A 23,868-nucleotide genomic window follows, 5' to 3' on the forward strand; every position below is an offset into this window, starting at 1 on the left:
CGCTCTCATCGGACATGCAGGCGCGGAATTCCTGGTCAGACAGGCCGGCAGAGCGGGCAATGGTCTGGAATTGCTGGCGGGCCTGACCGCGCTGTGCCGCCATGAAGATGGCCTGCTGCTGCTCGAAGAGAACGTCGAGCACGTCGAAATAGCGCTCTTCGCCCGCGCAGCGCGCCAGCATGAAACCGGCGAGCGCCAGCTCGGCCGAGCCGGTCAGCATTTCGCGGAACACCAGCCGCACCGTGCCGTCTTCGACATACTGGTTCAGCGTGGGATAGACGCCCTGATGGAAGGCGGCGCAGCCGCCACAGGCCGTCGAGCCGTACTCGATGAACACCACCGGCGCATCGACCGAGCCACGGGCGAAGTCACCTTCGCGCTCGAACTCGCTGCGGTTGTCACTGGCCCCTGAATTGCCGCCACAGGCAGCCAGCGCCAGCGCGGTAGCGGCCGCAAAGGCGGGAATGAAGGAACGGGCGAAGTTGAAAGCCATGGCGAATGCTCCATCCGGTGCGCGCGGTGTTCAGGTTGGCGGCACTCTACTCATAGGGCGCGCCTTAGCGCCAGAGTTGAGGGCAGGGCGCTTGCGCGCGGGCATGCGCGTTGTTACTCAGGCCGCTCGTTTTCCTGACCCATGTGGAGTGCGCGTCTCATGTCCGTTACCGAGGACGATGTCCGCCGGATCGCCCGGCTCGCCCGTATCGCCGAACCTACAGACCGTGTGGCCAAGCTCACTGGCGAGCTGAATGGCATCCTCGACTGGGTCGAGATGCTGAACGAGGTGGATGTGGACGGCGTAGAGCCCATGACGACGCCGGTCTCCACTCCGCTGCCCATGCGCGAGGACAAGGTGACCGACGGGGAAATCCCCGAAAAGGTGCTGAAAAACGCGCCGAAGGCCGAAGAAGGCTTTTTCGTCGTCCCGAAGAGCGTGGAGTGATGACCGAACTTCCACCCTACACTGAAGATATAGCTTTCCGATTTGTCTTTGAGCACAAGCTGGAAGCTTGCTGCGAACTGTCGGTCGGTGAGAATGTCATCAAGATCGGTCCCTTTGGGCATGGAACGCGGGCTTTCACGAACTTAGCCCGATTTGGCTGTGCGCTGGCGCTGGGTTCAATACGTGAAAGCTGTGCTTTCGATGGCTTTGGCAAGGGTGATGCTTGGCGTCTGGTGGGCCAATACGAGACCGGTCGATTTGTTTTTCGTGCCCTGAGAGTTGAAGACGCTTGGATCGATCAAGATGGAGAATTGGACGAAATATTGATCGAATGCACGACTTCTGCGGTAAGTGTCGCTCAAGCTGTGCTCAAGGCTCTGCAGTCGATAGACGAACTCGAATTTCTCGAAACTTATCGTGACCATTATCCTGGCCGAGGGATAGCTGCGTTAACCGCCGCACTGAACACCGAAGATACAGCCCCACCCTTAGGTAGAGCCCACACCGTTTACGCTGCCGACCTTCGCAGTTCCCGCCAATCATAGGAATGCTTCCGTGACTGACCTGTTCTCCTTCTCCCTCCTCGAAGCCCGCGACGCGCTCAGCCGTGGCGATGTCTCCAGCGCGGAGCTGACCGCCGCCCATGTGAAGGCGGCTGAGGCCGCGCAAGGTCCGCTCAACTGCTTCACCGTGATCGATCCCGAGCATGCGCTTTCCATGGCCAAAGCCTCTGATGCGCGCCGGGCGAAGGGCGAGGCGGGCGTGCTGGAAGGCGTGCCGCTGGTCATCAAGGATCTGTTCGCGGTGAAGGGCGTGGAGACCACGGCTTCCTCCAACATCCTCAAAGGCTTCAAGCCGGAATACGAATCCAGCGTTACGCAGAACCTCTGGAACGAGGGCGCGGTGATGGTGGCCAAATCCTCCATGGACGAGTTCGCCATGGGCTCGTCCAATGAGACTGCCGCGACCGGCCCCGTGGTCAATCCGTGGCGGGCAAAGGGCTCCGAAGAGAAGTTGGTGCCGGGCGGCTCGTCCGGCGGGTCTGTGTCGGCGCTGGCTGCCGATATCGGCTATGGCGCGACGGGGACGGACACGGGCGGCTCCATCCGCCAGCCTGCGGCCTTCACCGGTCTTGTCGGCGTAAAGCCGACCTATGGCCGCTGCTCGCGCTGGGGCGTGGTGGCGTTCGCCTCTTCACTCGATCACCCCGGCGCGTTCGGCAAGACGGTGCGCGACAGCGCGCTGCTCACCCAGACCATGGCGGGCCATGATCCGAAGGATTCCACCAGCTATCCCGGCGCCGTGCCGGACATGCTCGGCGCGTGCGACAAGCCGGTCAAAGGCCTGCGCGTCGGCGTGCCGAAGGAATACCGGGTGGATGGCATGCCGGGCGAGATCGACGCGCTCTGGGAAAAGGGCGTGGAGTGGTTGAAGGCGCAAGGGTGCGAGATCGTCGACATCTCCCTGCCGATGACGAAATACGCGCTGCCCGCCTATTACATCATCGCCCCTGCGGAGGCCTCCTCCAACCTCGCGCGCTATGACGGCATGCGCTATGGCCTGCGCGTCGAGGGCGAGGATCTGATCGACACCTATGAGAAGACGCGCGCGGCCGGTTTCGGCAAGGAAGTGCAGCGCCGTATCCTGATTGGCACCTATGTGCTCTCTGCGGGCTATTACGACGCGTATTATGTGAAGGCGCTCAAAGTGCGCCGCCGCATCTATGAGGATTTCCAGGCCGCGTTCGAAAAGGTGGACGCCATCCTCACCCCCACCACGCCCAGCGCCGCGTTCGGCATCGGTTCCAAGTCCAAGGCCGACCCGATCGAGATGTACCTCAATGACATCTTCACGGTGACGGCCAATATCGCCGGTATCCCGGCGATGAGCGTGCCTGCGGGCCTTGATGCGCAGGGCCTGCCGCTGGGGCTTCAGGTCATCACCCGCGCGCTGGACGAGGAGACCATGTTTTCCGTTGCCGCCGCGATTGAAGATGCGGCAGGGTTCAGCGCCAAGCCGGAGAGATGGTGGTGATACGCGACGCGCTGAATTTCTTCAGACAGCCCTTTGCCCGCATTGCGGCGGTGCTGGCGGTCATTCTGATGGGGTTTGGCGTGATTGGGGCAGTAGCCGGGTGGATCGCTGCCATGCAGACCGTCGATCCGTTTGGCGACTCGATGAGTATCGAGGGTCGTTGGCACATTCCGGTCAGCTCGGTTTTTCACAGTTTTGTGCCCGGATTCATTGTCCTGTTTCTGGCAATAGCCGCCGAATACGTCTCGCGCATGGCCTCCGACCTGCGCTTCCTTCGGTCAAAGGCCGATACTCGCGGCAAGGAGCTCTGAGCATGCGTGAGATGCTGCGTCTTCCTGCCGGCGTGTTTTTGCTGTTTGGAGCGATCTGCATCGCAACGGCGTTGTGGGACGGGCTGACAGGCTGGAGTGGCTTGGAAACGCTTGTGTCAGCGCTTGAATATCCGTTCCTCGTCGGCTCGATGGCGCGAGGACTTCTTATGATCGCACTGGGCCTCATCATTTTTCAGCTCGCGGCCATATCTGGTCGGCTGCGTAGGCTGGCGAAATCACAGGGGAAGCCGGCATGAAAGGCAGTCTGATCCGGTTCTTCCGCAATAAGGTCGCGCTCGCTCTGGCAGGTCTCACCTTGGCGATGGGCGCTTGGGGTGTTGCGCTGATCGGATTTGAGATTGTTGGCGGAAACAGCAGTCTCGTGTGGTCGTTGATAAATATGCTCGCGTCTTTGACCCCCATTCTCCTTCTCGCTGTCGTTATCGAATACCTCTCGCGCATTGCGGACGCGCTGGAAAAGCCCGGCGTGCTGGGGTTTGAGGACGAGGCAGGGGAGTGATGGGCGCACACGCCCAGCTTTTCCGCGATGCGCTGCACGCACTATCGCTGGGCGCTGCGGCGTTCGCGTTGTTCGGTGATGGTGCATTGGGCACCAACATCGCCTATATTGTGGGGGCGGCGGTGTTGCATTTTCTGGCGCACGTCGTGATCGAAGTGGACCGCACGATACAGCAGGAGCGAGCCGGACATGGATGACCTGACCGCCTGGATCGTACTGGGCTTCATGCTGGCCTTCGGTATTGGCGTGGCCGTCTTCTATGGCGAGCAGGCCCGTCAACTCAAAAACGAGTTGCGCCGTCAGCGCGAAGAGCGTGAGGGCAAGGCGGGCTAGTCCCGGCCGCTTGTTGCAGCCCTGATTTTCATGAACCCCACAGTCCTGCTCATCCCGCTTTGCGGCATCACCATTCTCGGCGCGGCCATGCTGGCCGGGCGGTTTGGTGATGAGACCGCGCCCAAAGCCATCGGTGCGGCACTTTTCCTCTTGGGTGCGGCGAGCATTGGCACCATCCTGTTTGCGCGGCGCATGAAGGTCTGGGTGGACCGGCTGGCCGATGAACAGCGCCGTGCGGAGAGGGACGAGGACCAGTGAGAGCCATCTGGTATGAACGCCAGGGCGCAGCCAGCGAGGTGCTGACGCTGGGCGAGCGCGCGGAACCTTTGCCAGGTCCCGGCGAAGTGGCCGTCACGGTGCAGGCTTCGGGCGTGAACCCGTCGGACGTGAAGATCCGCTCCGGCGCGCGCGGGCCGATGACTGCGGACTTGCAAATCCCCCATTCCGATGGCGCAGGGATCATCAAGGCCGTGGGCGAGGGGGTGGACCCTGCGCGCCTTGGCGAGCGGGTCTGGCTGTTCAGCGCGGCCTATAAGCGCGTTGGCGGCACCTGCGCGGAAGTGTGTGTGCTGCCTGCCGAGCATGCGGTGCCTCTGCCTGACCAGATATCGGTGAAGGCCGGGGCGGCGCTGGGCATTCCGGCCATGACGGCTCATCGCGCCCTGTTCTGCAATGGCGGGGTGGCGGATAAGACCGTGCTGGTCACCGGCGGGGCTGGCGCGGTCGGCCACAGCGCGATCCAGATCGCCAAATGGGCGGGTGCGGAGAAAATCATCACCACCGTTTCCAGCGCCGCCAAGGCCGCCATCGCCATGGCCGCCGGGGCAGATCATGTCATCAATTACCGCCAGCAGGATGTGGTGGAAGCGGTTCTGGCCGACACGCAGGGCGCAGGCGTGGACCATGTCGTCGAGGTAGAGCTGGGCGGTAATCTCGCCCAGTCAGCGCAAATGATTGCCGAGCACGGCACGATTGCCTGGTATGGCTCGGAAAGCGTGCGCGAGCCGGTCTTTGCCGCCTATCCGCTCATGTTCCGCAATGTCACCCTGCACGGTGTTTTCCTCTATGCGATCACGCCCGAACAGCGCGCCAGTGCCGTAGCTGACATTACCAGCGCACTGGAAGCGGGGCTTTTGCGTCCGCTCATCGATTCTGTCTGGTCTCTGGAAGACACAGTGAAGGCCCATGAGCGCGTGGAGAGCGGGGAGCGCTCTGGCGCGGTCATCGTCCAGCCAAGCGGTGGGTGAGAGGGCATTTAGCGGGCCGCCTGGGATGTCTCCCCCCGTTCACGGGGGAGTGCCGCGAAGCGGCGAGGGGGGATTATTGAGAAAGATTTCCCCCCTCCGGTCCTTCGGACCACCTCCCCCGTAAACGGGGGAGGAAAAAAGGAGAGCCAGTGGATCGCTTCGCGCCCGGAGGATGACAGTCCGTCAGCTTCTGAGGAAAAACCCTAGCCAAATGCGCGTCGTCGCGACATTACATGCGTTGAATGATCATTCCTTCACCTGATGAGACTTGCCATGCCGCTTGATGATGCCACCCACCGTTACACCCTGCCTGGCGCCACCGGGGAGTGGGAGATCGTGATCGGTCTGGAAGTCCACGCGCAGGTGCTCTCCAGCGCCAAGCTGTTCTCCGGCGCGTCCACCGAGTTCGGGGCTGCGCCCAATACTCATGTCAGCCTCGTTGATGCGGCCATGCCGGGCATGCTGCCCGTCATCAATCAGCGCTGTGTGGAGCAGGCGGTGAAGACCGGGCTGGGCCTTAACGCGCAGATCAACCGCTTCTCGCGCTTTGACCGGAAGAATTATTTCTACCCTGATCTGCCGCAGGGCTATCAGATCAGCCAGTTCCAGTTCCCGATTGTGGGCGAGGGCGAGATCGTGTGCGAGCGCGATGATGGCTCGCGCTTCACGGTCGGTATCGAGCGGCTGCACCTGGAACAGGATGCGGGCAAGTCGATCCACGATCTCGATCCGAACGCAACCTATGTGGATCTCAACCGCTCCGGCGTGGCGCTGATGGAGATCGTCTCCAAGCCGCATGTGCGCTCACCGCAGGAGGCGGCGGCCTATGTGCGCACGCTGCGCACCATTGTGCGCTATCTCGATACGTGCGGCGGGGACATGGAAAAGGGCCAGATGCGTGCGGACGTGAACGTGTCTGTGTGCCGTCCCGGCCAGTACGAGAAATTCCGCGAGACCGGCGATTTCAAGCATCTGGGCACGCGCTGCGAGATCAAGAACGTCAACTCGCTGCGCTTCATCATGCAGGCCATCGAGTATGAGGCCCGCCGCCAGATCGACATTATCGAGGAGGGCGGGAAGATCGATCAGGAGACGCGCCTGTTTGACGCCAATACCGGCGTCACGCGGGCCATGCGCTCCAAGGAAGAAGCCCACGATTACCGCTACTTCCCCGATCCTGACCTCTTGCCGCTGGAGCTGGAAGAGAGCTTCATCGAAAACATTCGCGTGAACCTGCCCGAACTGCCGGAAGCCAAGCGCAAGCGCTTTGTCGAGGTGCTGGGCCTGTCCGAATACGACGCCTCGGTGCTGACGGCTGACAAGGACCGGGCAGACTATTTCGAGGCCGTGATTGCAGGCGCGGATGCCAAGCTCTCTGCCAACTGGGTCAATAACGAGCTCTTTGGCCGGCTGAACAAGGAAGGGCTTTCCATCACCGAGAGCCCGGTCAGCCCGGAACAGCTGGCAAAGCTGGTCAGCCTGATCACCTCCAATGTCATTTCCGGCAAGATCGCCAAGGACGTGTTCGAGATCGTCTGGGCCGAGGGCGGCGACCCTGAACCGATCGTCGAAGCGCGCGGCATGAAACAGGTCACCGATACCGGCGCCATCGAGAAGGTGGTGGATGAGCTGATCGCGGCCAATCCTGAGCAGGCCGAAAAGGTGAAGGTCAAACCGCAGACGCTAGGCTGGTTTGTCGGTCAGGTGATGAAGGCCACGGGCGGCAAGGCCAATCCGCAGGCCGTGAACGAGATCCTGAGGAAAAAGCTGGGGGTTTAGGGGCGCATGGGCACAGTGCGGACAGGTGGATGCCAGTGTGGTGCGGTCCGGTTCCGGGCGGCTTCGATTCGCGATAATGCTCATGTCTGCCATTGCCGTATGTGCCAGAAAGCCTACGGCAATTTCTTCTCGGCGCTGGTCGGCGTGCCTCTGACGGATTTCGAGTGGACACGCGGCAAGCCGTCCGTGTTTTCGAGTTCTGAAGGCATTGAACGCGGCTTCTGCGCGGCGTGCGGCACGCCCATGAGCTTTTTCCGCGAGGGCAATGCCCACATTTCGCTTTCCATTGGTGCGTTTGACGACCCGGCCTCTGTGCCGCTGGACTTCGAGCTGGGGATTGAGGGGCGCTTGCCGCAAGTGGACCAGCTTGCCTCCCTGCCGAACTTTGGAAGCACCGAGGAGGACGATCCCGAGGGCGCGGAGCTTGCCCGGCAATCGTCGCACCAGCATCCCGATCACGATACTGCAGAGTGGCCAACCGCCACACCAAAAAACTGAGCCACACACCTAAGTGTCTTGACCTGCCTGTCGAGATGCAAATAGTTAGTCGTATGGCTAACCAAAAACCCGCTCTCGACACAACCTTCCATGCGCTTGCCGATCCCACACGGCGGGCGGTGATTGCGCGCCTGATGGAAGGGCCGGCATCGGTTTCGGAGATCGCGGGGCCCTTCTCCATGGCCATGCCGACCGTGCTGCAGCACCTCAAAGTGCTGGAGGCCGGTCGGCTGATCACCACACGCAAGGAGGGCAGGGTGCGCATCTGTGCGTTGAGAACGGAGACATTGCGCGAGGTCGAGGACTGGTTAAGCGGCCAGCGCGCCATCTGGGAAAGCCGGTTCGACCAGTTTGACGCCTACGTCATATCACTGAAAAACAAGGAATAAGTTCATGAATCGCCCCACGCTCAACCCTTCTCTGGACCTTGAGATCAGCCGCTATATCGACGCGCCGGTCGCACTGGTGTGGGAGGCCTGGACCAAGCCGGAGCACTTCGTGAAATGGTGGACGCCCCGGCCATGGCAAACGGTGGCCGCAGACATGGTTCTGCGCCCCGGCGGGCTTTTCCATACGGTGATGCGCTCGCCTGAGGGCAAGGATTTCGACAATAAGGGCATGTTCATTGATGTGCAGCCCGAGCGCCTGATCGCCTTTACCGACGCGCTGGACGATGACTGGCGGCCCAAGCCTGACTCCTTCTTCTCCGCGCTCATCTATTTCGAACCGGAAGGCGAGGGTACGCGCTACACCGCCTATGCCCTGCACAAGGACGAGGCGGGGTGCAAACGCCATGTGGATATGGGCTTCCATGAGGGGTGGGGCACGGCGCTCACCCAGCTTCAGGAGGTTGTGGCCGGGTTGAAAGCGGGACGCGCCTGATATTGCACGCGCAATACGTGAAAAAGCGGGGAGGGACTCATCTGCAGTCCCTCCCTATTTTTGCCATGGCGCCTGTGTAGTAATGGACCGGCTGGGGGATCAGCGCCCGTGCGGCCCGCACCTTGCAAGGTTTGCGGCCGACAAGGTTAGACCCCCGTATCCTCTTTAACAGGATGCGCGTTCAGGAGAGACGTCACATGGCGGCCACGCGGTCTTTCATAATAGCTGCGGTCCTGCTGGTAGCCGCGATAGCGGCAGCTGGCGTTTATATTGCGACGCGCCCTGCGGCAGACCCGCAGCCCGCCGCGCCTGAAGCGTCCGAGCAGGTTGAACGCGAAGCACCGCGCCAGCCCGCGACCAGCCTTACCCCGCCCAGCTTTGATGTGGTGCGCGTGGATGCACGCGGCAATGCGGTGATTGCAGGGCGCGGCGCGCCGGGCGCCGAGGTGGCGCTGCTGGCCAATCAGAACGAACTGACCCGCACCGCCATCACATCGGCGGGCGAATGGGTCATCATCCTGCAAAACCCGCTACCCACCGGCACGGTTGAGCTGAGCCTTCTCATGCGCACGCCGGATGGTCAGGAAGTGCGCTCCGATCAGGTTGTCGTGGTCTCGGTTCCTGCGTCCCGCGATGAAACACCTCTGGTGGTGCTCGGCCGTCCGGGTGAGGCGAGCCGCGTCCTGCAAGGCCCGCAGGATGGTATCGGCGTTGGTCCGCTGGTCCTTGAAACCGTGGATTATGACGAGAATGGCTCGGTCATCTTCTCCGGCCGCGCCGAGCCCAATGCCGGTGTGCGCATTCTGGCCAATGGCGAGATTGTTGCCGAAACGCAGGCTGACGCCGCTGGCCGCTGGAGCGTTTCGGCCAGCACGGGCTTTGAACCGGGCGTCTATGATCTCCAGCTTGACCAGCTGGACGATGAGGGCCGCGTCACCGCCGTCATCGTGCTGCCGTTTGAGCGCGCCAGCCGGGAGCAGCTGGCTCTTGGCGGCCAGAGAGTTGTCGTGCAGCCGGGCAATTCGCTCTGGCGTATCGCGCGTCGGCTCTATGGTGACGGCTTTCAGTACACCGTCATCTACCAGGCAAATCGCGAGCAGATTCGTGATCCGGACCTGATTTATCCGGGCCAGGTTCTGGCCACGCCGGACGAAGGCTAGTTTTGCCGCGCTGCCCCTTCAAAGGCATTGTTGCCAAAGGCTAATCAGCCTATGCATGCTGTATGGCAACACCGAGCGATGTAGTCACCACGCCCGACGGTCAGCTCCCCCAGGGGCGGCTGGGCGAAGCCATCGCACGTGTTGTGGGCATCCTCGCCTCACGGGACATGGCACGCTGGCGCACGCGCATGGTGGTGGCATTCCTGCTCACCGTCGTGGCCAAGATGTTCGCCGTTCTGGCGCCGGTTCTTTTCGGTGATGGCCTGAATGCGCTCATTGATGGCGTGGATGCCGGGGCGACGGTCGCGTTCTGGACGTTTGGCGGCGCGTTCGTGGCCTATGCGCTGGCGCGGTTTGCTTCCAATTCCGCACCGCAATTGCGCGACATGATGTTTGCGCGCGTCTCGCAGGATGCCCAGCGCATCGTCGCGCTGAAGGGCTTCCTGCACGTGCAGTCCCTGTCGCTGCGCTATCACCAGACACGCCGGGCGGGTGCCGTGAACCGGATCATCGACCGGGGCGCGGGGGCGGTCGATTTCCTGCTGCGCTATCTGGTCTTCAACATTGTGCCGGCGGTGATCGAGTTGATTCTGGCGTCCGTCATCGTGGCGCTGCGCTATGGGTGGATATTCTCGGCCATTATTGTCGGCGCGGTTGCGGCCTATGCGCTGGTGACATGGTTCCTGACCGAGTGGCGCGTGAAGCTGCGCCGGCAGATGAATGAGGCCGACAGCGAGGTCAATGCGCGCGCGGTCGATATCCTTGGCAATTTCGAGACGGTGAAAGCCTTTGCCGCCGAGCGGCGCGAATCGGCCCGCTTTGACGAGGCGCGCGGCCGCTATGCGGTGGCGGCAACCAAGGCCGACCAGAGCCTGCAGACGCTCAATATCGTGCAGGCGGCCATTATGAATGGCGGGCTTCTCGCCGTCATGCTGGTCGGGGCCCTGCTCGCGCTGGAAGGCCGGTTGCAGCCGGGCGATGTCGCGGCCCTGACCCTTCTGCTGATGAGTGTCTATCAGCCGCTCAACATTCTGGGCTTTGCCTACCGGCAGATACGCCAGGCCGCCATTGATCTGGAACGTCTTTTCGAGACGCTGACCCTGGTGCCGGACGTGCAGGACAGGCCGGGCGCAGCAGAGCTTATCGTGGCCGACGGCGCGATGTCCTTTGAGAACGTGTCGTTTGCCCATGAGGGCCGCTCGCGGTCGGTTGCCAATCTGAGCTTTGATGTCACGGGCGGTACGTTCGTGGGGATTGCGGGGCCGTCCGGTTCTGGCAAGTCCACTACGCTGCGCCTGCTCCTGCGCTTCTTTGACCCTGACAAGGGCCGCGTGCTGATTGACGGTCAGGATATCGCGCACGTGACGCAGGAGAGCCTGCGCAACGCTCTGGGGCTGGTGCCGCAGGATGTGGTGCTGTTCAACGATACGCTGCGCCAGAACCTGCTCTACGGGCGCCCTGATGCCACCGAGGAGCAACTCTGGAATGCGATTGACCGGGCGCGTCTGCGTGCCTTCGTGGAGGATTTGCAGGACGGCCTGGAAACGCGTGTGGGCGAGCGGGGGCTGAAACTCTCCGGCGGTGAGAAGCAACGTGTCGGTGTGGCGCGCGCCATTTTGAAAGACCCGCCCATCCTGATCCTTGACGAGGCCACATCGGCTCTGGATTCCGAAACCGAAAGCGATGTGCAAGAAGCGCTCGACGAGGTGATGAAGGGGCGCACGGTGATCTCGGTGGCGCACCGGCTCTCCACGATCGCCCGCGCCGACAAGATCTACGTTCTGGATGCAGGTTCCATCGCCGAGCAGGGTACGCATGAGGAGCTGGTGGCGCTGGGCGGCAAGTATGCGGCCATGTGGGACCGCCAGATCAAGGCCGTGGACGCGGCCCGCCAGGTGCGTGCCGCCACCGCCGCGCGCGAGCGCGCACTGTAGTCCCCACTGGCGGGTTCAGCTCCTGTAAACGCCTCGTCCCTAGGGTGCGCGCGGTTATTGCTGCTGGAGGGGGGCGCATGGGACGTTCTGTAAAGGCTCGGAACTGGCGGATCACGTCTGAACGTGAAGGCAGTGTCGACTGGCAGGACGCGATGGAATCCTTCGCGCTTTACGCCGCTCTGGTGGAAGATGAGGGCGCGCGCGAAGTCCTTATGGATATGGGCCGGGCCGAGATACTCATCTCGCATTCAGAAGCCCCTGAGCTGGCCCGCATGTTTGCCCGCGAGACGCCGCCCACCCTGGCTCTTGCGATTGTCCGTCCGGGCCACAGCAATGATGCCCGTTTCATAGAGGTTTTTACCGAGGAACTTCTCCGGGCAGGGCGCAATGTTGGCCTGTTCCATACGGTGGAGGAGGCAGACGCGTTTCTGCTCTCCGGCAGACAGGACGGCGCGACGGGCGAAGCGGCACCATCGGGCCGGTTCAGCTGGCTGAAGAAGCTGGTTGGCGGGTAGCGCTCAACGCGCCTGTGCAATCGTGCCGTCAGGGCCGAGCCTGAACTGGCCGAGCGTGTGGGGAGCAAAGCGCTTGCCGTCAAAGCGATGGGCCGTCACCTCCACACTCTCTCCGTCCAGAACGATCTCGCTGAAGGAAGGCTGCCCCTCGCGCAGCCGCGTGGACAGTGTGCCTGCCGTCAGCGACAGATAGGAGCCTTGCGAATAGCTGTGCAGGTCTGCCGACGCGCCGTGGACATGACCGGACAGGACCAGGCGTACGGGGCTGGGCGCAATCATGGCGCTTGCCTTGATCCCGCGCGCAGTCCGTGTGCGCAGCGGTGCGGTGGCGGGCGGTTTGAGCGGGTGGTGGCATACCAGAATACCCGGCTGCTCACCGATCTCGCCAAGCGCGATCTTCAGCTGGGCCGTGCTGATCGACCCCTCCGCCCAGTTTGACCTGGCCTGCCAGCCGCGCGCCGAGTTCAGTCCGGCGGCGCGCCAGGGTCCGATATCAAGAGGTGCGCTGCGGTCGGAGAAATAGCGAGCAAACCGCGAAAATGGCTGGGAGACGCGCGAGACCGCGTTCAGGAGCGGCGTATCGTGATTGCCTGGCACGACAAGCTGCGGCACGTCGAACTGGTCAAGCCAGCCTTTTGCCGCTTCAAACTCCGAACGCTTGCCGCGCTGGGTGAGGTCGCCGCAGATCATCAGCGCGCCGGGCGCGGCGGCGGATATCAATTCGGCGGCCGCATTCATGGCACCGGGGTCCTCGGTACCAAAATGCAGATCGGCCAGCTGAAAGATGCGCATCATGCTCCGCGTGCTGTCAGCACTCTTGCTGCTTTCCTGACCAGCGTGAAACGGGCGTGCCGCGGCAGGGTGACGGGTTCTCCATCCAGCGTAGCCTCGATGCCTGAGGATTCAAGCGCTTCGACGTCCACCCTCGCGGCAAATCCACGCTCCACACCCCAGGCATTGCGCCAGTCGGCAAGCAGGCCGGTAAGGCCCGTATAGGCGAGATCAAGCAGGCTCTCAGGCGCTGTTGCCAGTACATCGAAACCGGGCCGGGCCGGGTCTTCGGAGAGGAAGATGCCCAGTGCCTGCGCATCCTGGCGGGCGCCGGTATCGGACAGGCAGCGCATGGGCGTGTCGAGGCCAAACGCGCCTGCCTCGCCGAACTCGGTAACAGCCTGCAACAGGTCGGCATTGCGCAGCGCCTCGCGCGGGGCCGCCAGCCGTGTCAGCCCGCCCAGCAGGGCACCGACGTAAAAGCGGTGCTCCAGCACCTCTCCGGCGGCGATGTCCATCTCGACGGGGTTTTCCAGCACGGTTCTCAGGCATGTGCCGGGATCGATATCGGCCCCGTGCACAAACTTGTGCAGCATGTTCATGGTGCCGCCCGGCAGTGGCAGCACAGGCGGATCATCGGGACCGAGCGTGTTCAGCGCGCACGCCACCGTGCCATCTCCGCCCCATACGATGATGATGTCGGCATCCTGCTCCAGAACGCGCTGGCAGGCCGCTTCACAGTCGTGATCGACGATTTCAAAATGGGCCGGCACGCCCATTTCGGCCAGAATGGCGTCGATAGTGTCGCGCCCGTCGGCGGGTACGCTGCCACCATTGGGATTTATCACCACGCCCACACGCGAGATCGATCGGACTGTGGCTGTCCGGATTTGAGTGTCTTGAATGTGGCTCATGCCGGTCGATAACGCCATGCTGCGGAACGGGTTCCCTCCATCCCTGTAAACCATTTCTCATATAACGCGCTGTATTTCCTGTCTTCGAAGGGATGGGACAGGCATGGCCGCAGTGGCGATTCGACAGGTCAGTGAAGCCGATTTGCCGGCCATTGTGCGGCTGGTGGATTCGTGCGGCTTTCCTGCGCGCTCGCTTGAGGGGTGGCGCTGGGTTCTGTTTGGCAATCCCGACCAGGGCGATATCGCGCCGGGATGGGTTGCCGAGTCCGGCGGACGCGTGAGCGGATTTCTGGGCAATTTCGTCAATCGATACAGGTGCGGCACCGAGAATTACGTCATCGCCACCGGCCACACGGTTGTAACCGACCGGGCGCAGACCGGGCAGCTGGCCGGTCTGAAGCTCATCCGTCATGGCCTGGCGCAGCCTGACGTGGATGCGTTTGTGACGCTGAACAATAATGCGCTGTCTGCGCCCTTGCTGGCCCGTGTGGGCGCCAGGGCGTGGCTGGGGCAACGGGGCCGTGAATGGGCCGAATGGGTGTTCCGCCCCGACCAGATGCTGCTGGCAGCGTGGCCGGGCGGCGATGGCGCAGAGCGATTCGACTGCCGCGCCGATTTTGCCTTCGACATAAGCGGGCGGCGCGGCGAGGTGGTGTTCGAGCCGCTGGACACGGTTTCGGATGAGGAACTGGCCGCGCTTGCGCCTGCTGGACACATGTCGCGCCAGATCAGCCAGGCAACCTTGCGCTACCGCACCGCTGACCCGGATCGCAGGGGCGGCATGGAATATGTGGTTGCGAGGCTGGAGGGCAGGGTGCTGGCCGTCGCGGCCCTGCTGCTGACCAAGGCTGCGCCCGGACGCCTTGATCATGCGGAGGTCGTCGACTGGGCCGGGTCGCCCTGCGCAGATGGTGTACGCGCGCAATCGGCCTTGCTGCGCCATTTTGTGGGTGTGTCCAGGCGGGCAGGGGCGTCGAGGATGCGCCTGCACTTTCCCGCTCATCTGCCTGACGGGGTGCTGAAAGGCGCAAGGCCGCTCTTACGCCGGGTGCATGGCCATGACCCGTGCCATGCGAAAACCAGTCATGCCGGACTGACCAGCTGGAAGCCCGGTCCTGGCGATGCCGATTATTTTTTCGCGTTCAGAATACCGCCCGCGCTGTTTCGCGGCGCCTGACGCGATACGCGTTTCAGGCAGGGCTGGCCGGGCTTTTGGAAAACTCGGTGCGATGGCTCCCCGGGCCGGGCTCGAACCAGCGACAGGCGGATTAACAGTCCGCTGCTCTACCAACTGAGCTACCGGGGAACACTCTCGCAAGCGAGGTGGGGTCTTTAGCAATACGGGTTGTGTCCCGCAAGACGCTTTTGCCGTTAATCGGGGCAGAAGATTCAGCCGCCGCAATACGCACAAAAAAAATCGGGAGCCGTGAGGCTCCCGAAAAGGCATGGGTGGATGGTGGGGTGTCTTCATGAAGAAGACGAGATCACATTAACGATTCGATGGTTAATATCTCGCTAACGCTGGAAGGCGTGTGAGAGAAATGACTCACCGCTCTGACCGGGAGCTTAACGCGCGTCTCGCCGGGACAGGCAAGCTGGGCTATCCTGCCCGCCATAAACACTACACCTTCGGGAGGTCAGCCGATGAATGAGACACAGGACGATGCCGGGATGGTCAATGGCCGCTATACGAGCTTTTCGGCCTTTTTCCCCTTCTATCTGCGCGAACACGCCATTCCGGCGACGCGCTACTGGCACTTTGTCGGCACGGTGGCGGCGCCACTGGTCCTGATCTGGGCGCTGGTAACGCAGACCTGGTGGGGCCTTCTGCTGGTGCCGGTGAGCGGGTATTTCTTCGCCTGGGTCAGCCACGCCTTCATCGAGCGTAACAAGCCGGCCACCTTCACCTATCCGCTCTGGTCGCTGATCGGCGATTACAAGATGTTCTGGCTGTGGGTGACGGGCCGGCTGGACGGCGAGCTTGAGAAGGCCGGGGTAACCGGTCATCCCCACGCACGCCAAGGCGCGTGATTTTTGCCAAGGGGCAGGGAGTTGGAGGCGCCACCCGGAATCGAACCGGGGTACAAGGATTTGCAGTCCTCTGCGTCACCACTCCGCCATGGCGCCTCTTGTGGTGGGGATAGAGCTATAGCGACGCGGCCCGCGCGCTGCAACGCGCTTTGCAGGCCGTCCGCATACAGGTGGCAGTTGCCGGTCAGCGCGCGCGTTGCACTTTGTTGCCGGGCCGCGATATAAGCGGCCATCCTTGGATTTAATGCGGACGTATTTCCCATGAGTGAGCTTGCTGAAGCGCGCCGGCAGATGGTTGCCAGCCAGGTCCGCCCCGCAGATGTGACCGACAGGCGTCTGCAAGATGCCATGCTGGCTATCCCGCGTGAGCGCTTCCTGCCCCGTTCAATGGCCGGATCGGCCTATGGCGACATGGAGATTGATCTGGGCGAGGGGCGGCGTTTCATGCGTCCGCGCGATTTTGCCAAGCTGGTGCAGGCGGCAGGCGTGAAAGCCGGTGATCTCGCGCTCGATCTCGCCTGCGGGCGGGGCTACTCCACCGCCATTCTGTCGCGCCTGTGCGAAACGGTGATCGGCATTGAGTCCAGTGAATCGTTTGCGTCCAAGGCTGAAGACGCTCTGAGCGATGTCGGAGCGGATAATGCTGTGATCGTAACTGGCGATGTGAAAAGGGGAGCGCCGGACCAGGGCCCGTTCGACGTTATACTCGTGAATGGTGCTGTTGAGATCGTGCCGGACGCATGGTTGTCACAGCTTGCAGAGAATGGCCGCCTGGCCGTGATCGTGCGGGAAAACGGTGTTGGCCGGGCAAAGATTTATACGCGCAAGGACGGGGTTGTCGGCAGCCGGGCTGTGTTTGATTCGATGACATCGGTTCTGCCCGGCTTTGAACGCGAGCCTGAATTCTCGCTGTGATAAAAAGTGAACAGTGTTCACTTTTTTGCTTGGCAATCGCTGCGCGGGGATGGAATTTCAGGGCATAGCGCCCATGTAGACGGGGCCGGGGTGGTCGTGAACCGTGAGAGGGACGCATGAAATTTCCAATTACCTTGATGCTGGCCGCCGGGCTGGGCCTAGGCGGTCTGGCTGCCGGTGCGAACGCCCAGACGCTTAACGAAACGCTTGAAGCTGCCTATCGGACCAGCCCTGTACTGGCTGCGGAGCGCGCGCGCTTGCGTCAGGCCAGTGAAGGCGTGGTGCAGGCCCGCTCGGCGCGGTTGCCCAGCCTGTCGGCCAGTGCCGGCATTTCCGATGGCGATAGCTGGGGGCCGGGATCCGGCGGCGGCAGTGGCGGTGATGTCAGCTACTCGCTGAGTGCCAGCCAGAGCCTTTATTCCGGCGGCGGCATAGATGCCTCGGTGGATCAGGCCCTGAACCGGATCGAGGCCAGCCGGTGGAATGTTGTCGGCACCGAGCAGGATGTCATGCTGTCGGCGATTGGCGCTCACCTGGATGTCGTCCGCGATACCGCAATCGTTGATATCCGCCGCAATAACGTAGACGTGCTGGCCGAGCAGCTGCGTGCCGCGCGTGACCGTTTCGAGGTGGGTGAAATCACCCGTACCGATGTGGCGCAGGCCGAGGCACGCGTATCAGGCGCACAGGCCCAGCTTTCTGCCGCGCAGGCGACTCTGGCCGCCTCACGGGCGGGCTATGAACGGGTGACGGGCATTACGCCGCTGGATGTCGAGCAGCCCGAGGGCCAGCCCGATGTTCCAGAATCGCTGGCGATTGCCGCCGATGTGGCGCTGGAAAACAATCCGCTGCTTTTGGCGGCCTTGTTCAATGAACAGGCAAGCCAGGCGGGTATCCGCGTGGCGCGTTCCGCCCTGCGGCCGGACGTGGCGCTGTCGGCTTCGGCGTCGGAATCGCGCGAATCGGACTTCACAGGCCGCGGGCGCGGCTCGGTGACCGTCGGTGCGCGTGTCTCCATGCCGATTTTCACAGGCGGTCTCAACGAATCGCGGGTGCGTCAGGCGGTGGCCGTGGCCGATGAGTCGCGTCTGCAGGTGCTCAATGTGCGCCGAGCGGTGGCTGAAGGCATTTCCAATGCATGGAACAGCTATCTGGCGGCCGAAGCGGTGATCATCTCCAGCCGTCAGGCGGTGCGTGCTAACGAGATTGCCTTTGAGGGCGTGCGCCAAGAGGCATTTGTGGGTCTGCGCACGACGCTTGATGTGCTCAATGCCGAGCAGGAATTGCTCAATTCCCGTCTGGAGCTGGTCCGGGCCGAGCGCGACTATCAGGTCGCGGCTTATGCATTGCTGCAGGCGATGGGCAGGCTGACGGGGACACAGCTGGGTCTGGAGCCCTACGAAGAGGCCGATGCAGGCGAAAACCGCCGATTCTGGCCTAACTTCCCTTTAACGGGCGGTAATTAGGGTCTATTCAGCGCACGCAAGTGCTGGACATCCCGGCGAGGGCATTCCAAGCTTGGTCAAGTGTCAAGCAACCCCTCGCGACCATCCGAAGGACCTGTTTCATGGCCCAGAGCAACGCAGAACAAGAACCGACCATGGAGGAAATCCTGGCCTCCATCCGGCGTATCATCAACGAGGATGATGAGCCGCAAGCCGAGGCTGCGCCTGCTGCTTCTGAGCCTGTAGCGGAGCCGGAAGCTGCGCCGGAACCGGAACCGGAAGCGGAGCCGGCGTTTGAGGCGGCACCTGAACCTGAACCGGAGCCGGAGGAGGTCGCCGTTGATGACGATGTCCTGGAGCTGACCGACCGGGTTGAGGAAGAGGGTGAAGGCACCTCGCCCATGGCCATTGCGGACGATCTGATGATCCTTGACCGCGAGGAAGAAGCCGCGCCGGCCCCTGAACCCGAACCTGAGCCAGAACCGGAACCCGTCATGGCTGAAGCACCTGAACCTGCCGCTGCCCCGGCACCGGCTGAAGATGATGACAGCCTGCTGGCCGAACCGGCTGCAAGCGCCGCTGCGGGCGCGTTTGCCGCGCTTACGGAGAATTTGCGCGTGAGCAGCCATAACGGTCAGACGCTTGAAGGTATCGTGCGCGAGCTGATGCGCCCGATGCTCAAGCAATGGCTGGATGAAAACCTGCCTGCCATCGTCGAGGCGAAGGTGCAGGAAGAGATCGAGCGCGTGGCGCGCCGCCGCCGCTAGGCTGACACCGACTAACACACGCCCGATTGGGGCTGGAAGCTGTTACAGACGCCCCCTAAAAAGGGCGTCTGTTTCGTTGCGGGGTAGGTGTTTTGCGTGATTTTGACAGTATCTGGACTGAGCTGGAGCCTTGGCTTGCGGGGCTGGAGAGCCGGCGCGAGGCGGTGGTGCGCCGGCTAATTACCGGGATCGTCGCCGTGGTCCCCGGCGGGCTGGCGGTGATACTGGTCCTGTCGGCCTTGGGACTGCCCGGCGGGCTGGCGGTGTTTGCGGCCATCATACTTGTCAGCATCCTTATCGGGATTGTCTCCGCGCCCTTTCACGCCTTGCGCACCGAGGTCAAGCACGGGCTGAACAACCGGCTGGCCGCCGCCTTTGATCTGCGCTACGCGCCAAAGCCCGGCAATCCCGCGCACTTTGACAGTTTCCGCAGCCACGGCCTGATCCCGAATTCCGACCAGCGCGAGTTTGAAGACCATTTTTCCGGTGAGGCCCACGGTGCAGAGTTCGAACTCTACGAGGCGGTGCTGAGGCAGCGCCGGCGCAGCCGCAAGCGTACCTATTACGTCACCGTGTTTCGCGGTGTTCTGATCCGTGTTGCCTTTCCCCGGACCATAGAGGGCGTCACCCTGATCACCCGCGATCAGGGAATATTCAACGCGCTGGACGGCCTGATGCGGTCAGCCAATGGCCGCAGGCTGGAGCGTATCGGCCTGGTCGACCCGAAATTTGAGCGCATCTTTCAGGTCTACGGCACCGATCAGGTGATGGCGCGCTATCTGATGACGCCAACCTTCATGGAGCGGGTGCTGTCGCTGGAGACGGCGCTCAAGGGCAAGAATGTGCGCGGCGTCTTTGACGAGGCGCTGGCTGACGGGTTCGGCAGAGGCGAGCTGTTACTGGCCGCTGAAACAGGCAATCTGTTCGAGCCGGGATCGCTCTTCAAACCGCTGAACGCGCGCGAGCGGGTCGAGACGCTATATCGCGACTTTGAGCTGATCGAAGAGATTATCGCCTTGGTGCTGGCACCGGATGAAAAGCCTGAATGGATGGCGTAAACGCGCTCACACCCATTTGGCCCCTTTGGCCAGACCGCCCGCTTTTGCGTATTCCTGCGTGCCTGTGGTGTAGACCTTCTCGCCGTCCACGATGTCGCTGGCCTTGAAGTCGCTCTGGCCTTTCAAGCGGGCGTAGATCGGGTCGAAATCCTGCCCGGCTGTCGCCTCCATCAGCTCGTCATAGGAGTCGATGACGAAATAGGTCTGTTGGAAATCATCGTAGCGGTAGTCGGTGCGCATCACGCGTTCGAGATCGAAGTGAACGCGGTTGGGCGAGCGGCCCTCCAGTGCAAACACCGATTCTGACTGGCTGGAGACGATGCCGGCACCATAGATGCGCTTGCCTTCGGGCGTGTTGATGAGGCCGAACTCGACCGTGTACCAGTACAGCCGGGTGAGGTTCTCGATCATGTCATGCTTGGCAGCCTTCGCGCCGCCTTTGCCGTAAGCCTGCATATAGTCGGCAAAGACCGGCTGGGTCAGCAATGGCACATGGCCGAACACGTCATGGAAAATGTCTGGCTCGGGCAGGTAGTCCAGCTTGTCGGCATCGCGGATGAAACGCCCGGCGACAAAGCGGCGGTTGGCCAGATGATCGAAGAACACATCGTTGGGTATGAGGCCGTGAACGGCGACCACGGTCCAGCCGGTGAGCTTTTCCAGCTTCTCGTTCATGCGGCGGAAATCGGGAATGCCGCCCTCATTCAGATTGAGAAGCTCCAGCCCCTTGAAGTGTTCCGGCGCTGCGCGGCCCTGCAGCACCTTCATCTGGCGCTTGTAGAGCGTGTCCCACACGCCGTGCTCCTCGGCGGAATAGCGGTCCCAGCACTGGTCAATCGTATGGTCAGCCGCCGGGGTCTGCTCGGCGATTACGGGATCCTGCACAGGCATGGCTCGCTCCGGATTCGATAAACTTTTCCGGCAAGATAAAGCAAGGCCCCCCGCTTGTGCGAGGGGCCGAACTGCACGGCGCATGTTTTTTTTATGCGCTTACCTGACGCACAGCACGTCGGCGAGGGCGCCGTTGGACTGCGCGGTGCGGGCATCACCGATAAAGTAGTGATTGCCGCGCCCCTGGTCGGTGATGGTGTAGTAGGCCGCACCGCGGAAGCCTTCACCCCGGCAGAGCGCGTCCGCCGTCACCTGATCGCAGGCCGAGTTGTTGAAATTGCTCATGCAGCGCGCGACCGGAGCCCCGCTAATGCGCGGATTGGCAAAATAGGTGCTTTGCGCGCCACGCGTGCCGCCAAAAACTGACCCCGGACGCAGATTGGAACCAGGGCCGGGGTTGAAGCCCGGATTGGGAGCGGGCGTAGGCGGGTTGTATTGCGAGGTCGGGGAGGCCGAGCTGATCTCGCGGTCAAGGCCCATGCGGCGCAGGTCGGACGCTTCATTGCGAAGCGTTTCGCAGCGGCCGCCGAAATTGGCGTGCTGGCAGACGATCCACTCTCCGCTGAGCACGCGCAAGGAGCGCGGACGGTCGTTGAACTGGATCGAATTGAAGTTCGACACATTGTCCATGATGAGGCGCGCCTCGCCGCCGAAATTCGGCTCGGAGAACATCATCAGCGCCTCGCGTCCGCCCCGGCGGAAATCAACCGGACGGGCCGAGCTGATCTGGTTGTTCCAGCCGCCGGTCAGTTGCGGGGCGTCCTGCCAGAAAATCTGGCAGCGGCCGCGATAATTGATGTCGAAGCAGATCTCCCAATAGCCTCTCGATATCCGGAAGGAGCTGGGCACGTCATTGAAGTTCATCCGGCGAAAGTCGGGCGCATCCCCGTCCAGGCGAATGGAGCGCCCGGTGAAGTTTGGCCCTTCAAAAAACTCGATGACCGGCGCGCCACCGCCGCCTCCGGGCCGGCCACGCTGGGCTTCGGCATCTAGCGGGACAAGCACGAAAGCGGCCGCCGCCGCTCCCAATGCAAGAATACACTTGGCCAGGTTCATCACGGATACTCCCTTTCCAGCCTGTTCATGGCAGAAAGAGTGATCTTCGCGCCGTGAACCCCCGATGAAAGCGCTTACGTGCTTTCGTTCATCTCTAATAGCCCATTGCGGCGCCGTCGGTACGCATTTCTGATGCGCCGGTGAGCACACCGGTCACCGGATCGCGGCGGATTGCCTGATAACCACCAAACCCGCCATCGCTGCCTGCGAGAACATGGCCGCGGCGCTCCAGCTCCTCGCGCACGTCCTGTGGCACGCCGCTTTCCAGATGCACCACGCCAAGGCCGGCAGGCGTGCCAAGCGCGTCCGTCGGCTCTGTGGAGCCATGATGGCGCCAGCGCGCGCTATCGCCTGCCTGCTGCAGGTTCAGGCCGAAATCGATCATGTTGGACAGCACCTGCACATGGCCTTGCGGCTGCAGGGCGCCGCCCATCACGCCAAAGCTCAAATAGCCCTGGCCCTCATAGGTCACCATGCCGGGAATAATGGTGTGGAAGGGGCGCTTGCCCGGTTCGAATACGTTGGGGTGATCGTCGTCGAGCGAGAAGGCTTCACCCCGGTTCTGGAACATGAAGCCCAGCCCGTCGGCCACGATACCGGCACCCATACCGCGATAGTTCGACTGGATCAGCGACACCATCATGCCGCTGGAATCGGCGGTGCTCAGATAGGTCGTGTCATTGTGCTCGATCTGGGGCGGATCACCCGGACCCACCTGTTCCATTGCCCGCTCCATGGAGATCAGGGCGCGCCGTTCAGCAGCATATTCGTCTGACAGGAGCCATTCCACAGGTGCAGGCTGGAAAGCCGGGTCAGCGTAAAAACGCGCCCGGTCCTCGAAGGCGAGGCGTTTGGCCTCGATCATCACGTGCAGCGTGTCGGCGCTCATATAGCCCATGGAGGCAAGGTCATAGCCTTCGAGTATCTGCAGCATTTGCAGCACGCTCATGCCCTGGCCCTGCGGCGGCATCTGCCAGACATCATAGCCGCGGTAATTGACCGTGACCGGGTCCACCCATTCTGAAGTGTGGGCAGCAAAGTCCTCATAGCGTAGCCAGCCGCCGATACGGCGCATATAGGCGTCTATCGTGCGGGCGATCTCGCCCTCGTAATAGGCATCCCGCCCCTGTTCAGCGAGCAGGCGGTAGGTGCGGGCCAGATCCGGATTGCGGAAAATCTCGCCCTCGGCGGGCGCGCGTCCGTCAGCGTTCAGATAGGTTGCGCGGGCATTGTCGAACTCGCTGAACTGGCCTGCCTCATAGCGTTCCTGGAAGATGCGCATATTGCGCTCCCAGTAATAGGCAATGGTGTGGCTGACCGGGAAGCCCTCCTCCGCGTAGCGGATGGCGGGCGCCAGAACCTGCTCCATCGGCAGACGGCCAAAGCGCTCATGCAGGGCAAACCAGCCATCAACGGCACCGGGGACCGAGACGGCCAGCGGGCCGACAGGCGGGATTGTCCCCTCCGGCGTCAGATTGGCGCGCACGGTCTCGATGTCGAGCCCCATGGGCGAGCGGCCTGCGCCGTTCAGCCCGTAGACCTGCTGCGTCTCGGGATCATAGACCAGCACGAAAATATCGCCGCCAATCCCGTTGCCGACCGGCTCCATCAGGCCCAGCACAGCGTTCATCGCGATAGCGGCGTCGACCGCATTGCCGCCAGCCTTTAGAATGTCGATGCCGACCATGCTGGCCAGTGGCTGCGCGGAGGCGGTTACGCCATTGACCGCTTGAATGGGCGAGCGGGTGGCGAAGTGGTCTCCCGTCACCCGGTCGCCAGGATGGAAGGTTTGCGCGGCGCTCGCCGGGATCAGATGGGTAAAGGCCATGACGGCTCCTGCGGCCAGAAGTGCGTTCAGCGTTTTCAT

29 protein-coding genes and 2 tRNA genes are annotated in these 23,868 nt (G+C 62.6%); 23 read left to right on the forward strand and 8 right to left on the reverse strand.

The window, feature by feature from the left end:
• On the reverse strand, window positions 1–493 hold a 493-nt coding region (locus tag ACQ5ID_RS02105), incomplete at its 3' end, for a thioredoxin domain-containing protein (RefSeq protein ID WP_429910831.1).
• A 159-nt stretch (window positions 494–652) separates the two neighbouring features.
• Between ACQ5ID_RS02105 and gatC the strand changes: the two genes are divergently transcribed.
• The 17 genes from gatC (at window position 653) to ACQ5ID_RS02190 (ending at window position 12,153) form a co-directional block, all read left to right on the forward strand.
• Entirely contained in the window at window positions 653–940 is a 288-nt protein-coding gene (gatC, locus tag ACQ5ID_RS02110; protein ID WP_127566156.1) for an Asp-tRNA(Asn)/Glu-tRNA(Gln) amidotransferase subunit GatC, read from the forward strand.
• Window positions 940–1,485, forward strand: a complete 546-nt coding sequence (locus ACQ5ID_RS02115) for a hypothetical protein (protein ID WP_429910832.1) — start codon at window positions 940–942, stop codon at window positions 1,483–1,485. The genes gatC and ACQ5ID_RS02115 overlap by 1 nt, the downstream gene beginning before the upstream one ends.
• 10 nt (window positions 1,486–1,495) lie before the next feature.
• Window positions 1,496–2,974, forward strand: a complete 1,479-nt coding sequence (gatA, locus tag ACQ5ID_RS02120; protein WP_429910833.1) for an Asp-tRNA(Asn)/Glu-tRNA(Gln) amidotransferase subunit GatA — start codon at window positions 1,496–1,498, stop codon at window positions 2,972–2,974.
• Window positions 2,971–3,285, forward strand: a complete 315-nt coding sequence (locus ACQ5ID_RS02125) for a hypothetical protein (protein ID WP_429910834.1) — start codon at window positions 2,971–2,973, stop codon at window positions 3,283–3,285. Before gatA ends, ACQ5ID_RS02125 begins: the two co-directional genes overlap by 4 nt.
• A gap of 2 nt (window positions 3,286–3,287) precedes the next feature.
• A complete protein-coding gene (locus ACQ5ID_RS02130; protein WP_429910835.1) occupies window positions 3,288–3,542 on the forward strand; it encodes a hypothetical protein in 255 nt (84 codons plus the stop codon).
• Window positions 3,539–3,805 (forward strand): hypothetical protein, encoded by a 267-nt coding sequence (locus ACQ5ID_RS02135; protein ID WP_429910836.1) that lies wholly within the window; start codon window positions 3,539–3,541, stop codon window positions 3,803–3,805. Before ACQ5ID_RS02130 ends, ACQ5ID_RS02135 begins: the two co-directional genes overlap by 4 nt.
• Window positions 3,805–4,002, forward strand: a complete 198-nt coding sequence (locus tag ACQ5ID_RS02140) for a hypothetical protein (RefSeq protein ID WP_127566160.1) — start codon at window positions 3,805–3,807, stop codon at window positions 4,000–4,002. Before ACQ5ID_RS02135 ends, ACQ5ID_RS02140 begins: the two co-directional genes overlap by 1 nt.
• Window positions 3,995–4,138, forward strand: coding sequence for a hypothetical protein (locus ACQ5ID_RS02145; protein WP_170175478.1), 144 nt, complete (start codon window positions 3,995–3,997; stop codon window positions 4,136–4,138). Before ACQ5ID_RS02140 ends, ACQ5ID_RS02145 begins: the two co-directional genes overlap by 8 nt.
• A 30-nt stretch (window positions 4,139–4,168) precedes the next feature.
• Entirely contained in the window at window positions 4,169–4,396 is a 228-nt protein-coding gene (locus ACQ5ID_RS02150) for a hypothetical protein (RefSeq protein WP_127566162.1), read from the forward strand.
• Window positions 4,393–5,385 carry an NADPH:quinone reductase gene (locus ACQ5ID_RS02155; RefSeq protein WP_429910837.1) on the forward strand — a complete coding sequence of 331 codons (993 nt, stop codon included), beginning with the start codon at window positions 4,393–4,395 and terminating at the stop codon, window positions 5,383–5,385. The genes ACQ5ID_RS02150 and ACQ5ID_RS02155 overlap by 4 nt, the downstream gene beginning before the upstream one ends.
• A gap of 273 nt (window positions 5,386–5,658) precedes the next feature.
• Window positions 5,659–7,164, forward strand: a complete 1,506-nt coding sequence (gene gatB / locus ACQ5ID_RS02160) for an Asp-tRNA(Asn)/Glu-tRNA(Gln) amidotransferase subunit GatB (RefSeq protein WP_429910838.1) — start codon at window positions 5,659–5,661, stop codon at window positions 7,162–7,164.
• Between the two features lie 6 nt (window positions 7,165–7,170).
• Entirely contained in the window at window positions 7,171–7,662 is a 492-nt protein-coding gene (locus tag ACQ5ID_RS02165) for a GFA family protein (RefSeq protein ID WP_429910839.1), read from the forward strand.
• Window positions 7,663–7,715: 53 nt separating this feature from the next.
• Complete coding sequence (locus ACQ5ID_RS02170) at window positions 7,716–8,051, forward strand: ArsR/SmtB family transcription factor (RefSeq protein ID WP_429910840.1); 336 nt, start codon at window positions 7,716–7,718, stop codon at window positions 8,049–8,051.
• Between the two features lie 4 nt (window positions 8,052–8,055).
• On the forward strand, window positions 8,056–8,544 hold the full coding sequence (locus ACQ5ID_RS02175) for an SRPBCC family protein (protein ID WP_429910841.1): 489 nt from the start codon (window positions 8,056–8,058) through the stop codon (window positions 8,542–8,544).
• A gap of 197 nt (window positions 8,545–8,741) precedes the next feature.
• The gene (locus ACQ5ID_RS02180; protein WP_429910842.1) at window positions 8,742–9,704 is read left to right on the forward strand and encodes a LysM peptidoglycan-binding domain-containing protein; all 963 of its coding nucleotides are present in this window, start codon (window positions 8,742–8,744) and stop codon (window positions 9,702–9,704) included.
• A gap of 62 nt (window positions 9,705–9,766) precedes the next feature.
• Window positions 9,767–11,638, forward strand: coding sequence for an ABCB family ABC transporter ATP-binding protein/permease (locus tag ACQ5ID_RS02185; protein WP_429910843.1), 1,872 nt, complete (start codon window positions 9,767–9,769; stop codon window positions 11,636–11,638).
• Window positions 11,639–11,715: 77 nt separating this feature from the next.
• A complete protein-coding gene (locus ACQ5ID_RS02190; protein ID WP_429910844.1) occupies window positions 11,716–12,153 on the forward strand; it encodes a hypothetical protein in 438 nt (145 codons plus the stop codon).
• Window positions 12,154–12,156: 3 nt separating this feature from the next.
• Here the strand turns inward: ACQ5ID_RS02190 and ACQ5ID_RS02195 are convergent, their stop codons facing one another.
• Together ACQ5ID_RS02195 and ACQ5ID_RS02200 are read right to left on the reverse strand one after the other, a co-directional pair.
• Window positions 12,157–12,948: a metallophosphoesterase family protein gene (locus tag ACQ5ID_RS02195; RefSeq protein WP_429910845.1), complete on the reverse strand. Its 792-nt coding sequence runs from the start codon at window positions 12,946–12,948 to the stop codon at window positions 12,157–12,159.
• Window positions 12,945–13,838 carry a diacylglycerol/lipid kinase family protein gene (locus ACQ5ID_RS02200; RefSeq protein ID WP_429910846.1) on the reverse strand — a complete coding sequence of 298 codons (894 nt, stop codon included), beginning with the start codon at window positions 13,836–13,838 and terminating at the stop codon, window positions 12,945–12,947. Before ACQ5ID_RS02200 ends, ACQ5ID_RS02195 begins: the two co-directional genes overlap by 4 nt.
• A 103-nt stretch (window positions 13,839–13,941) precedes the next feature.
• Between ACQ5ID_RS02200 and ACQ5ID_RS02205 the strand changes: the two genes are divergently transcribed.
• Window positions 13,942–15,015, forward strand: a complete 1,074-nt coding sequence (locus ACQ5ID_RS02205; protein WP_429910847.1) for a hypothetical protein — start codon at window positions 13,942–13,944, stop codon at window positions 15,013–15,015.
• 53 nt (window positions 15,016–15,068) lie between these two features.
• Here ACQ5ID_RS02205 and ACQ5ID_RS02210 read toward each other — a convergent pair.
• Window positions 15,069–15,144 (reverse strand) — tRNA-Asn (locus ACQ5ID_RS02210).
• Window positions 15,145–15,482: 338 nt separating this feature from the next.
• On the opposite strand from ACQ5ID_RS02210, the gene ACQ5ID_RS02215 reads away from it, so the two are divergent.
• Window positions 15,483–15,869, forward strand: a complete 387-nt coding sequence (locus ACQ5ID_RS02215; protein WP_429910848.1) for an Mpo1-like protein — start codon at window positions 15,483–15,485, stop codon at window positions 15,867–15,869.
• A 22-nt stretch (window positions 15,870–15,891) separates the two neighbouring features.
• Here the strand turns inward: ACQ5ID_RS02215 and ACQ5ID_RS02220 are convergent.
• Window positions 15,892–15,965: transfer RNA gene (locus tag ACQ5ID_RS02220), tRNA-Cys, on the reverse strand.
• 165 nt (window positions 15,966–16,130) lie between these two features.
• Between ACQ5ID_RS02220 and ACQ5ID_RS02225 the strand changes: the two genes are divergently transcribed.
• The 4 genes from ACQ5ID_RS02225 (at window position 16,131) to ACQ5ID_RS02240 (ending at window position 20,054) form a co-directional block, all read left to right on the forward strand.
• Window positions 16,131–16,784, forward strand: coding sequence for a protein-L-isoaspartate O-methyltransferase family protein (locus tag ACQ5ID_RS02225; RefSeq protein WP_429910849.1), 654 nt, complete (start codon window positions 16,131–16,133; stop codon window positions 16,782–16,784).
• A 116-nt stretch (window positions 16,785–16,900) separates the two neighbouring features.
• Window positions 16,901–18,250, forward strand: a complete 1,350-nt coding sequence (locus ACQ5ID_RS02230; RefSeq protein WP_429910850.1) for a TolC family outer membrane protein — start codon at window positions 16,901–16,903, stop codon at window positions 18,248–18,250.
• A gap of 101 nt (window positions 18,251–18,351) precedes the next feature.
• On the forward strand, window positions 18,352–18,996 hold the full coding sequence (locus ACQ5ID_RS02235; RefSeq protein ID WP_429910851.1) for a DUF2497 domain-containing protein: 645 nt from the start codon (window positions 18,352–18,354) through the stop codon (window positions 18,994–18,996).
• Window positions 18,997–19,088: 92 nt separating this feature from the next.
• On the forward strand, window positions 19,089–20,054 hold the full coding sequence (locus tag ACQ5ID_RS02240) for a DUF3137 domain-containing protein (RefSeq protein WP_429910852.1): 966 nt from the start codon (window positions 19,089–19,091) through the stop codon (window positions 20,052–20,054).
• Window positions 20,055–20,060: 6 nt separating this feature from the next.
• Here the strand turns inward: ACQ5ID_RS02240 and phhA are convergent, their stop codons facing one another.
• From phhA to ggt, 3 genes are all read right to left on the reverse strand, one after another.
• Window positions 20,061–20,945, reverse strand: coding sequence for a phenylalanine 4-monooxygenase (gene phhA / locus ACQ5ID_RS02245; protein WP_429910853.1), 885 nt, complete (start codon window positions 20,943–20,945; stop codon window positions 20,061–20,063).
• A gap of 99 nt (window positions 20,946–21,044) precedes the next feature.
• Window positions 21,045–22,001, reverse strand: coding sequence for a beta/gamma crystallin-related protein (locus ACQ5ID_RS02250; RefSeq protein WP_429910854.1), 957 nt, complete (start codon window positions 21,999–22,001; stop codon window positions 21,045–21,047).
• 94 nt (window positions 22,002–22,095) lie between these two features.
• Entirely contained in the window at window positions 22,096–23,868 is a 1,773-nt protein-coding gene (gene ggt / locus ACQ5ID_RS02255) for a gamma-glutamyltransferase (RefSeq protein ID WP_429910855.1), read from the reverse strand.

Origin of the sequence: Glycocaulis sp., assembly GCF_050485565.1 — a bacterium.
Taxonomy (GTDB): Bacteria; Pseudomonadota; Alphaproteobacteria; order Caulobacterales; family Maricaulaceae; genus Glycocaulis.

What these genes read in the sequence shown, in the direction of transcription:
- gatC (WP_127566156.1), top strand. Translation starts at nt 653, where the DNA reads ATGTCCGTTACCGAGGACGATGTCCGCCGGATCGCCCGGCTCGCCCGT.
- ACQ5ID_RS02115 (WP_429910832.1), top strand. Translation starts at nt 940, where the DNA reads ATGACCGAACTTCCACCCTACACTGAAGATATAGCTTTCCGATTTGTC.
- ACQ5ID_RS02130 (WP_429910835.1), top strand. Translation starts at nt 3,288, where the DNA reads ATGCGTGAGATGCTGCGTCTTCCTGCCGGCGTGTTTTTGCTGTTTGGA.
- ACQ5ID_RS02135 (WP_429910836.1), top strand. Translation starts at nt 3,539, where the DNA reads ATGAAAGGCAGTCTGATCCGGTTCTTCCGCAATAAGGTCGCGCTCGCT.
- ACQ5ID_RS02140 (WP_127566160.1), top strand. Translation starts at nt 3,805, where the DNA reads ATGGGCGCACACGCCCAGCTTTTCCGCGATGCGCTGCACGCACTATCG.
- ACQ5ID_RS02145 (WP_170175478.1), top strand. Translation starts at nt 3,995, where the DNA reads ATGGATGACCTGACCGCCTGGATCGTACTGGGCTTCATGCTGGCCTTC.
- ACQ5ID_RS02150 (WP_127566162.1), top strand. Translation starts at nt 4,169, where the DNA reads ATGAACCCCACAGTCCTGCTCATCCCGCTTTGCGGCATCACCATTCTC.
- gatB (WP_429910838.1), top strand. Translation starts at nt 5,659, where the DNA reads ATGCCGCTTGATGATGCCACCCACCGTTACACCCTGCCTGGCGCCACC.
- ACQ5ID_RS02165 (WP_429910839.1), top strand. Translation starts at nt 7,171, where the DNA reads ATGGGCACAGTGCGGACAGGTGGATGCCAGTGTGGTGCGGTCCGGTTC.
- ACQ5ID_RS02170 (WP_429910840.1), top strand. Translation starts at nt 7,716, where the DNA reads ATGGCTAACCAAAAACCCGCTCTCGACACAACCTTCCATGCGCTTGCC.
- ACQ5ID_RS02175 (WP_429910841.1), top strand. Translation starts at nt 8,056, where the DNA reads ATGAATCGCCCCACGCTCAACCCTTCTCTGGACCTTGAGATCAGCCGC.
- ACQ5ID_RS02180 (WP_429910842.1), top strand. Translation starts at nt 8,742, where the DNA reads ATGGCGGCCACGCGGTCTTTCATAATAGCTGCGGTCCTGCTGGTAGCC.
- ACQ5ID_RS02185 (WP_429910843.1), top strand. Translation starts at nt 9,767, where the DNA reads ATGGCAACACCGAGCGATGTAGTCACCACGCCCGACGGTCAGCTCCCC.
- ACQ5ID_RS02190 (WP_429910844.1), top strand. Translation starts at nt 11,716, where the DNA reads ATGGGACGTTCTGTAAAGGCTCGGAACTGGCGGATCACGTCTGAACGT.
- ACQ5ID_RS02195 (WP_429910845.1), bottom strand. Translation starts at nt 12,948, where the DNA reads ATGATGCGCATCTTTCAGCTGGCCGATCTGCATTTTGGTACCGAGGAC.
- ACQ5ID_RS02200 (WP_429910846.1), bottom strand. Translation starts at nt 13,838, where the DNA reads ATGAGCCACATTCAAGACACTCAAATCCGGACAGCCACAGTCCGATCG.
- ACQ5ID_RS02205 (WP_429910847.1), top strand. Translation starts at nt 13,942, where the DNA reads ATGGCCGCAGTGGCGATTCGACAGGTCAGTGAAGCCGATTTGCCGGCC.
- ACQ5ID_RS02215 (WP_429910848.1), top strand. Translation starts at nt 15,483, where the DNA reads ATGAATGAGACACAGGACGATGCCGGGATGGTCAATGGCCGCTATACG.
- ACQ5ID_RS02225 (WP_429910849.1), top strand. Translation starts at nt 16,131, where the DNA reads ATGAGTGAGCTTGCTGAAGCGCGCCGGCAGATGGTTGCCAGCCAGGTC.
- ACQ5ID_RS02230 (WP_429910850.1), top strand. Translation starts at nt 16,901, where the DNA reads ATGAAATTTCCAATTACCTTGATGCTGGCCGCCGGGCTGGGCCTAGGC.
- ACQ5ID_RS02235 (WP_429910851.1), top strand. Translation starts at nt 18,352, where the DNA reads ATGGCCCAGAGCAACGCAGAACAAGAACCGACCATGGAGGAAATCCTG.
- phhA (WP_429910853.1), bottom strand. Translation starts at nt 20,945, where the DNA reads ATGCCTGTGCAGGATCCCGTAATCGCCGAGCAGACCCCGGCGGCTGAC.
- ACQ5ID_RS02250 (WP_429910854.1), bottom strand. Translation starts at nt 22,001, where the DNA reads ATGAACCTGGCCAAGTGTATTCTTGCATTGGGAGCGGCGGCGGCCGCT.
- ggt (WP_429910855.1), bottom strand. Translation starts at nt 23,868, where the DNA reads ATGAAAACGCTGAACGCACTTCTGGCCGCAGGAGCCGTCATGGCCTTT.